Genomic DNA, 8,691 nt, shown 5'->3' with positions numbered 1-8,691 from the left:
CCCGTGCCACCGGTGGCCCCCGTGCCTCCCGTGCCTCCGGTCTCGTCGCTCGCCGGCGCCTGACCGCTCACGCCGCACGCCGACAGCACTGCCCCGGCGCCAAGTGCGGCGGCCCCCGCGGCCGTCATCCGAAAGACGGCTCGGCGGCTGACTCTCTGCTGGGTGAGCCCACGCCACAGCGCGGGATCGGTTCCCCGGGACGGTTCGTTTTCATTGCTCGGCAGCATGGTCGTGCACCTCTCCGCAGGATTACGCCGTCAACGTACCCATCCGCAACGGATTCCGCTAGGGTTCTGCCGATCTTGTGATGAATTTAGTTGTGAAGCGACTCCACCGGCGCGACTGCCCGAGGCGGCCCGCGCGATGACCCGCGCCGACGGAGAGGCACACCCCGGCTCACTCCTCGACGACGTCTCGAAGGCGATCATCGCCGAGCTGCAGCAGGACGGACGCCGGTCCTACTCGGCGATCGGCCGTGCCGTGGGACTGTCGGAAGCCGCGGTGCGGCAACGAGTCCAGCGGTTGCTGGACAGCGGGGCGATCCAGATCGTGGCGGTCACCGACCCGATGCAGCTCGGCTTCGCACGGCAGGCGATGATCGGCATCCGTGCCGACGGTGACCTGGGGCCGGTCGCCGACGCTCTCGCGGAGATCCCCGAAGTCGACTACGTGACGATCACCGCTGGATCGTTCGACGTCCTGGTCGAGGTCGTCTGCGAGAGCGACGACCAGCTGCTCGAGCTGATCTCCCATCGGATCCGCTCGATCGAGGGCGTCCGCACCACCGAGTCGTTCGTCTACCTCAAGCTGTGCAAGCAGACCTACTCCTGGGGCGTCCGCTGATCTCTGGTCGCGGCGACGACGAGCGGCGAAGATGGAGCGAAGCGGCTCTGCCGCCGAGGAGCGCGACCAAGGGATCAGTACTGGTGGTCCTCGATGTTGACGTAGCCGCCGCTCTCCTCGTGACCGGGCGGGCGACCCTCGGGGGCCTCGCCGGAAGCGGACGACGTCGCGGCAGGCGCCGGGGTGGCGGGAGCCTCGTCGGCACCGGTGACCCTCTTGCGGAGCGAGGCGTCGTTCTCGTTGCCCTCGTAGCCGCGCACGAGCAGCCAGTCGTGGACCGCGTCGCGGTCAGGGTGGGTGTCGCGCACCGTGTTGTAGACGTAGTTGGTGCCGCGCCTCGCCGCCTCCCGCTCGATGTTCGCCAGCACGAAGCTGCCCACCCCAGCCTGCTGCCGCTCTGGATCGACGGCCAGCAGGATCTCGGTGTCACCGCCCCACGTCGAGTCGAGCCAGCCGTAGCCGACTGGCTTGCCCTCCTCGGACGCGACGAACCAGTCGCCGGGCAGGTCCTGTCCCGGGCGGAAGTCCACGTTGAGGGCGCCCCGCGGCGCGCCGCCGATGATTCGCTGCTTCGCGTCGTCCCAAGTGGGGCTGTCCTCACGGGACCAGGTCAAGCTCATGGTGTGCTCCTTGGAGGACCGTATGGCGTGGAGGGCCCCCGCGACGTACCGCGTGAGGCACGAGCGAGGACCGGCGTGACATTTCGGCGACGATCGCAGTCTGTCACTGTCACGCCCTACGGGACAGGGTCAGGAAAGGCCCTCTTCGGCCAGGTGGACGTAGTCGAACTCGACCGGCTGGTCGTTGATCCCGGTCTGCGGCGGGGCGATCCAACCGGCGAACTTGCCGTACTCGTACTCCGGCACCATCAGGGCCGCGACCTTGCGCCGGTCCTCCGAGCTGGGCACCCACTGGTCCTTCTGGGCCTCCCAGGCCTCGTCGTCGAGCACCTCGCCGGTGGGGCTGACGTGGTGACCCGCGTAGTTGCCGACCGCCCGGTTGAAGCCCTCGTGCGGCAGCAGGAGCCGCTCCTCGAGGCCGGCGTCCTCGAGGGCCTGGTTCCACCGGCGCACGCCGTTGGCGCAGTCGGCGACGTATTCGTCGCGCAGGTCGAGGTTGAGCGCGCTGAGCATCGGCACCGTCTTGGACCGGATCTCGCCGTCCTCGACGTAGTTCATCTCGCGCGTGTCATCGAGCAGCACGTGGTCGTCCTTGCGGCGCTTCTCCATCCACCGGCCCTTGAGGCCCGAGGTGTAGTAGTTGCCCGCGTTGGTCGACTGCTCGGAGCCGAACAGGTCCATGGACACCGAGAACTGGAAGTTGAGGTACTTCTGGATCACCGAGAGCGGGATGCCACCGTGCTCCCAGATGTCGTCGGTGCCGTACTCCTTCATCAGCTCGGCCGTGCGCTCGACCGTGCGCTGCACCCCGGTGGTGCCCACGAACATGTGGTGGGCCTCCTCCTTGAGCATGAACTCACAGGTGCGCGCCAGCGGGTCGAACGCCGACTCCTTGAGCGTGCCGAGCTGGTACTTGCCGTCCCGGTCGGTGAAGTAGGTGAACATGAAGAACTGCAGCCAGTCGGTGGTCTCCTCGTTGAACGCGCCGAGGATCCGTGGGCTGTCCAGGTCACCCGAGTTGCGCTTGAGCAGCTGCTCGGCCTCCTGCCGGCCCTCGCGGCCGAAGTAGGCGTGCAGCAGGTAGACCATCGCCCACAGGTGCCGACCCTCCTCGACGTTGACCTGGAACAGGTTGCGCAGGTCGTAGATGCTCGGGGCGGTGTTGCCCAGGATGCGCTGCTGCTCGACCGACGCCGGCTCGGTGTCGCCCTGGATCACGATGAGGCGCATCAGGTCGGCCCGGTGCTCACCGGGCACCTCCTGCCACGCGGGCTCGCCCTTGTGCTTGCCGAAGGCGACCTGGCGCTCGGGGTCCTGCTCGGCCAGGAAGATACCCCAACGGTATTCCTCCATCGGCACGTGGTCGAAGTGCGCCCAACCGTCACGGCCGACGGCGATCGCGGTGCGCAGGTAGACGTCCTGGGTGGGCAGCGCGGGCCCCAGCGTCTTCCACCAGTCGAGGAACTTCGGCTGCCAGCCCTCGAGGGCGCGCTGCAACCGGCGGTCGCCGGCCAGGTTGACATTGTTGGGGATGCGCTCGGTGTAGTCGATCTTGCTCAGCGGGCCGCTGGGGGCAGGTGCGGCACCAGTGCGGGAATCGGTGGACATGAGGGCTCTCCTGGGGTCGGGTGTGGGCCACTGCTATACGTTCTACACTTCTTTGGCGTTATTGCCAAGACTTTGTCGACTATTTTTCAGCTTGAGGGTCCTCCGCCGCGAACAACGCGGCGAGCTGCCGGGGACCGGCCTGCACGGCGGTCCGCTGCAGGTGGGCGTGGACGGCACGCAGGCCGCCCTCCTCCTCGCCACCACCGGCGCGTCCCGGCCCGCCGTGCATCAGCTGGGGCATGGGTATGCCGTGTCCGGTGCTCTCGCCCGCGTCGTCCCGGTCCAGGACCAGCAGCCGGCCGTGGAAGGGCGCGGCGCCGAGGACGACGTCCCTCACGAAACCGGCGTCGTGGGAGACCACCGATCCGACCAGCGAGCCCTCGCCACGGGCGATCAGGTCGAGCAGCTGGGGCGTGTCGCGGTAGGGCAGCAGGGTGCTCACCGGTCCGAAAGCCTCGACCTCGTGCGGCTCGGGCCGGTCGGCGTCGGTGACCTCCACGAGCAGCGGCGCGAGGAAGGCACCGGCCTCGGCGTCCGCCCCCACCACGTCGACGCGATGGGGATCGCCGTGGACGAGACGACCCGCCGACGCGAGGACCCCGGCAGCGGCTCGGACGTCATCGCGCTGCTCGAGGCCGACCAGCGCGCCCATGGTGACGCCCTCGGCGCCCGGTGCACCGACGACGACCTTCGAGAGCCGCTCGGACGCGGCCTCGGCAACAGCCGTAAGCTGCTCGGCGGGCACGAGGGCACGCCGGATCGCAGTGCACTTCTGGCCTGCCTTGACGGTCATCTCGCGCACGAGTTCCTTGACGAACAGGTCGAACTCGGGTGTGCCAGGTGTGGCGTCAGGGCCCAGCACCGAGCAGTTGAGCGAGTCGGCCTCGGCGTTGAACCGGGCCGACCGGCTCGTCACCGCGGCATGGCTGCGCAACAGGGCGGCGGTGTGCGCCGAGCCGGTGAACCCGACGTGGTCCTGGCCTCCGAGCAGGTCGAAGAAGTCGCCGAGCGACCCGCACACGAGCTGCAGAGCGCCTTCGGGCAGCACCCCCGCCTCGTCGAGGATCCGGACGGCTCGGGCCGCGACGTAGGCGGTCGGGGTGGCCGGCTTGACGACGGTCGGGACACCGGCGAGCAACGCCGGCGCCAGCTTCTCGAGCATCCCCCAGACCGGGAAGTTGAACGCGTTGATCTGCAACGCCAGCCCGTGCGGGGAGGTCAGGACGTGCTGACCGGCGAAGGTGCCGTTCTTGCCCAGCGGCTCGGGCGGCCCCTCGACGATGACGTGGCCCGCGGGCAGTCCCTTGCGGCCCAGGCTGGAGTAGACGAAGGTCGTGCCGATCCCCCCGTCGACGTCGACAGCGGAGTCACGGCGGGTGGAACCGGCCCGCGCGGACAGCTCGTAGAGCTCCTCCTTGCGCTCGTCCAACATTGCCGCCACCTGCTTGAGCACAGCGGCCCGCTGGCCGAAGTCGAGGGCGCGCAACGCCGGGCCGCCGACCTCCCGCGCATATCGGGCCACCTCGGCCAGGTCGAGTCCGTCGCTGGTCACGCGGACGACCTCGTCGCCGGTGACCGCGTCGCGCACCACCGTGCCGTCGCCCGAGCCGCCCTGCCAGCGCCCCGCGACCCAGCTCTCGAGCACCTCGGTCGTCATCAGCTGATCCCTTCGTCGAGCACGTCTGTCCCGGTCATGTCAGTCCTCCGTTGGCGTCGACGACCGCGCCGGTGATCCATCCGGAGTCCTCGGCGCACAGCGTCATCACCGCGGCGGCGATGTCCTCTGGCGTCCCCAGTCTGCGCATGGCGTTCGAGCCCGCCAGGACCTCGATGGCCCTCGGCGACGTGCCCTCGCGGAGGGTGTCGGTGTCCGTTGCCCCGGGTCGTATGACGTTGACGGTCACCCCTCGCCCCCCGACCTCCTTGGCCGCGACGCGGGCCGCGGCCTCGACGCCGGCTTTCGCCGCGGCATACGTGCTCTGCCGTTTGGGCGCCATGGAGGCGGCGGCGCTCGAGAGCATGACCACCCGGCCACCGTCGACGACCCGCCGGGCCGACTCGCGCAACGCGAGCAGGGCGGAGCGGAGGTTGAGGGCGAGCGCCTCGTCGATCAGCTGCTCGGTGAGATCGGTGATCCGCGGGTAGCCCCATCCGCCGACGCAGTGGACGACCACGCGCAGCTCGCCGAGCTCTTCCGCCGCGTCGAAGGCGGCGACGACGCCTGCCTCGGTGGTGGCGTCGGACTGCACGAGCTGAGCCGTGCCACCGGCACCGGTCAGCTCCTCGACCAGGGCCTTGGCGCGATCGGCCTTCTCGTGGAAACCGACCGTCACCGCGTGGTCGACGACCAGGCGCCGGCTCACCGCCGCGCCGATGCCGCCTCCTCCGCCGAGCACCAGTGCACTGGGCACGCTCATGAGCAACTCACTTCCATCGTCGACGACGCCGTGAGTCCAATACTCTACAGTCTTCCAGCGAGACGTCAATGAGTTGTCGAATGATGACTCACGCAGGTCCGCCTCCAGCACCCCCGCCTCTCCCGTAGTTGCAGGGGAATCGCGTCACGGGTGACGCGATTCCCCAGCAGCTACGGGTGTGGGCGAGAGGGGGCTTCAGTGGCCGACCGACGGGAAGCGCTCCTCGATCGCCGCGAGGTTGCGGTCCACGACGACCTGCGCCGCCACCCGCGGCGTGGTCCCGTGCGTGTCCGCCTGGTCGAGCATCTCGTCCACCAGGCGCCGCATCGAGGTGCGCACCTTGGCGTCGGACTCGGACGCGTCGGCCGCGATGTCACCGAAGAGCGTCCACCACCACCAGGCGTTGGTCGCCGAGTTGGCCACGAAGTCGGGGATCACTTCCACGCCCCGGCCGCGGAGGGCCGCCTCCGCCTCGGGCAGGGTGGGCATGTTCGCCGCCTCGACGACGGAGCGAGCGCGGACGCGAGCCTGGTTGTCCGGCGTGATGCAGTAGGACACGGCCGCCGGGACGAGCACGTCGCAGTCGAGGCCCAGCCATTCGTCCGCGGACACGACTCGGTCACGCGACGACAGCTGCCCGCGGTCGATCCCGCCGAGGGGATCACGACTGAGGAGAAGGCGCTCGACGTCCAGGCCGTCGGGGTTGACCACGGTGCCGCGCACGTCCGCGAGGCCGACGACGGTGACTCCCGCCTGCGCCAGGTAACGAGCGGTCGCGCCGCCCATGGAGCCGAAGCCCTGGACCACGGCTCGAGACCGCGCCGGGTCCGCACCGCGGTACTCCAGTGCCGTGAGGGCCGACTCGGCGACCCCGAGCCCGCCGACCAGCTCGGGCAGGCTGACACCGTCGACCACGATGCCGAAGGCCGCGGCCAGCCGCTGGCGCGCCTCGTCGGGGTCGTCCAGCAAGGGGTAGATGGCCTGGATCGAGCTGGTCAGGCCGGCCTCCACGACCGCCTTGTCGATGTCGTCCTGCCGCAGACCGAGGTCCTCCCCCGTGGTCCAGTGATGGTCGATGATCGCCCGCATCGCATCGAGGAACCGCACCAGCATGGCGTGGGCGCCGGGGTCCTCGGGGTCACAGTCGATCCCACCCTTGGCGCCGCCGAGGGGCACGTACTTGTTGCTCGGGAGGTAGTGCAGCGACTCCTTGCGCGTCATCCCGGCCGCGAGCCCCTGCACCTCCGCCAGCGTGCAGCCGGCTCGCATGCGCAGCCCCCCACTGGCGACACCGCGGACCAGCCGGTCGATGACCACGTGGCCCTGCCGACCGGTCAACGGGTCGGTCCAGGTGACCTGCAGGTGGGGCGCGCGATGCACGTCGGCGGCGATGCTGGTTGGTGGCGTGCCGGTCATGACGGGCCTCCTGAGCGCAGAGTCAGATTCTCATTACTGAATGACGATGCAGTAAAAGGCCGGCTGGTGTCAAGCGAGGATGCCCGCCGCAGCGGTTCCGCGGCAGCCCGGAGCAGTCCGGGGGCAGTCCGGGGAAGCTCGGCGGCCTCAGGGAGTGGCGAGCACGGAGGGGTCCAGGTCCAGCTCGGTCGCGACGGCCCGCATCGTCCACTCGGTGAGCTCCTCCGGGCTGACCAGGCCCCGGTGCACGATCGCCTGCACGGCGAGCCCGTCGAGCAGCGCGGTGATCCGCCATGCAGCGCCCCGGGGGTCGGCGGTGACGAACTCCCCCGCCCCCACGCCCTCCTGGATCGTCGCCGTCAAGGACTCCTTCCACACCAGGTCGATCTCCCGGCCCACCTGACGCAGCGCCGGATCCCGCAGCCCCGCCGCCCAGTTCTCGATCCACAGCCGCCAACCCTTGGCACTCCCCGTCGGGGCGTACCACTTCAGGGCGGCGACCAACCGGTCGCGCGCGGACGTCATACCGTCGGTCATGCTCGCGAGCCGCGCCAGGTCCTGCTGCGCCGCCCACCGCAGGGACTCGGCGATGAGGGCGTCCTTGGTCTGGAAGTGGTAGACGACGAGCGCCGGGCTGACCCCCAGCGCCGCCGCCACGTCCGCGACCCGCAGCAGGGCTGTCCCCCGCTGCTCGATCACGTTCGCCGTGGCCCGCAGGATCTCCTCCCGCCGGACTCCCGCGTCCTTGCGCCGTCTCGCCACGGCATGAGCGTAGGTCACACCCACACCGGCCGCGCACCGCAACGACCCCCGGCCCTGCCGGATGTCTTGACAGCGCCACTCGAGGGCCTCACCATGGATCGATACTGACTGGCCAGTCAGTTACTGGATCGATGCGCCGCCGGGAGTGCCCCCGTGACTTCCCCCCGAGACCTCCCGCAGGACCTGCACGCCTTCACCGACCCGACCTCCGTCGCCGTCGTGGGCGCGTCGGACAACCCCGCGAAGTGGGGGTACTGGCTGGCCACCGGAGCCCTGGAGGGCGCCGGGCGGCGCACCGTGCACCTGGTCAACCGGTCCGCAGCGACCGTGCTGGGCACCTCCTGCGCCCCCGACCTGGCCTCTCTCCCCGAAGCGCCCGAGCTGGTCGCGCTCTGCGTGCCCGCCGCCCAGGTCGGTTGCGTCGTGGAGGACGGAATGGCCCTGGGGGTCCGGGGATTCCTCGGCATCACCGCCGGCATCCCCGACGAGTCGGGCCTCGCAGCGCGCATCCGGGGGGCCGGCGCGCGGCTGCTCGGCGGCAACAGCCTCGGCCTGTATGACGCGGACAGCCACCTGCGGCTCGCCTGGGGCCACTTCTCCCCCGGCCCCCTCGCGATCGTGACGCAGAGCGGGCAGCTCGGCTCCGAGTTGGTGATCCGCTGCGCCCGGCGCGGGATCGGCATCTCGAGGTTCGTCTCGATCGGCAACCAGAGCGACATCGGCGCCACCGAGCTGCTCGCCGACCTGGCCACCCACCGGTCGACCCGGCTCGTCGCGCTCTACCTCGAGAGCTTCTCCGACGGCGAGGCGCTCTTCGGGGCGCTCCGACGGCTTCGTGCGGCCGGCAAGCCGACCCTCCTGCTCACCATCGGCGGCAGCAGGGCGAGCGCCCGGGTGGCGCGCTCGCACACCGGGTCGCTCACCTCGACCACCGACGTGGTCGAGGCGGCCTGCCGCGCCGCCGGCGTGCTGCGCGTGCGGACCCCCAGCGAGCTGGTGGACGTGGCACGGGGGTACCTCGCCGT

8 protein-coding genes are annotated in these 8,691 nt (G+C 70.5%); 2 read left to right on the top strand and 6 right to left on the bottom strand.

The genetic code is table 11. The features are described 5' to 3' along the window. Window positions 1-363 precede the first annotated feature (363 nt). Window positions 364-843 carry an Lrp/AsnC family transcriptional regulator gene (locus tag FRW57_RS13065; protein ID WP_152186175.1) on the top strand — a complete coding sequence of 160 codons (480 nt, stop codon included), beginning with the start codon at window positions 364-366 and terminating at the stop codon, window positions 841-843. Window positions 844-917: 74 nt separating this feature from the next. On the opposite strand, the gene FRW57_RS13060 is transcribed toward FRW57_RS13065, so the two are convergent. From FRW57_RS13060 to FRW57_RS13035, 6 genes are all read right to left on the bottom strand, one after another. Beyond that, window positions 918-1,463 (bottom strand): GNAT family N-acetyltransferase, encoded by a 546-nt coding sequence (locus tag FRW57_RS13060; RefSeq protein WP_137119978.1) that lies wholly within the window; start codon window positions 1,461-1,463, stop codon window positions 918-920. Between the two features lie 129 nt (window positions 1,464-1,592). Beyond that, window positions 1,593-3,071, bottom strand: a complete 1,479-nt coding sequence (gene boxB, locus FRW57_RS13055; protein WP_137119979.1) for a benzoyl-CoA 2,3-epoxidase subunit BoxB — start codon at window positions 3,069-3,071, stop codon at window positions 1,593-1,595. A gap of 79 nt (window positions 3,072-3,150) precedes the next feature. After that, complete coding sequence (paaZ, locus tag FRW57_RS13050; RefSeq protein WP_137119980.1) at window positions 3,151-4,728, bottom strand: phenylacetic acid degradation bifunctional protein PaaZ; 1,578 nt, start codon at window positions 4,726-4,728, stop codon at window positions 3,151-3,153. 34 nt (window positions 4,729-4,762) lie between these two features. Next, complete coding sequence (locus tag FRW57_RS13045; RefSeq protein WP_137119981.1) at window positions 4,763-5,488, bottom strand: SDR family oxidoreductase; 726 nt, start codon at window positions 5,486-5,488, stop codon at window positions 4,763-4,765. Between the two features lie 195 nt (window positions 5,489-5,683). Next, a complete protein-coding gene (locus FRW57_RS13040; RefSeq protein WP_137119982.1) occupies window positions 5,684-6,904 on the bottom strand; it encodes a Glu/Leu/Phe/Val dehydrogenase dimerization domain-containing protein in 1,221 nt (406 codons plus the stop codon). A gap of 147 nt (window positions 6,905-7,051) precedes the next feature. Continuing rightward, complete coding sequence (locus tag FRW57_RS13035) at window positions 7,052-7,666, bottom strand: TetR/AcrR family transcriptional regulator (protein ID WP_137119983.1); 615 nt, start codon at window positions 7,664-7,666, stop codon at window positions 7,052-7,054. A gap of 153 nt (window positions 7,667-7,819) precedes the next feature. Here FRW57_RS13035 and FRW57_RS13030 point away from each other — a divergent pair. Beyond that, window positions 7,820-8,691, top strand: an 872-nt coding sequence (locus FRW57_RS13030; protein ID WP_203230318.1) for a CoA-binding protein, incomplete at its 3' end; no start/stop codon positions are given.

It is taken from the genome of Segeticoccus rhizosphaerae, from assembly GCF_009192725.1.
GTDB classification, from domain to species: Bacteria; Actinomycetota; Actinomycetes; order Actinomycetales; family Dermatophilaceae; genus Segeticoccus; species Segeticoccus rhizosphaerae.
Note: the sequence above shows the minus strand (reverse complement) of the source record. Positions and strands in the feature narration are given on the sequence as shown.

Bases quoted from the DNA above. Each gene is read 5' to 3' on its own strand.
- FRW57_RS13060 (WP_137119978.1), bottom strand. From the start codon at position 1,463: ATGAGCTTGACCTGGTCCCGTGAGGACAGCCCCACTTGGGACGACGCG.
- FRW57_RS13040 (WP_137119982.1), bottom strand. From the start codon at position 6,904: ATGACCGGCACGCCACCAACCAGCATCGCCGCCGACGTGCATCGCGCG.
- paaZ (WP_137119980.1), bottom strand. From the start codon at position 4,728: ATGACGACCGAGGTGCTCGAGAGCTGGGTCGCGGGGCGCTGGCAGGGC.
- FRW57_RS13045 (WP_137119981.1), bottom strand. From the start codon at position 5,488: ATGAGCGTGCCCAGTGCACTGGTGCTCGGCGGAGGAGGCGGCATCGGC.
- boxB (WP_137119979.1), bottom strand. From the start codon at position 3,071: ATGTCCACCGATTCCCGCACTGGTGCCGCACCTGCCCCCAGCGGCCCG.
- FRW57_RS13065 (WP_152186175.1), top strand. From the start codon at position 364: ATGACCCGCGCCGACGGAGAGGCACACCCCGGCTCACTCCTCGACGAC.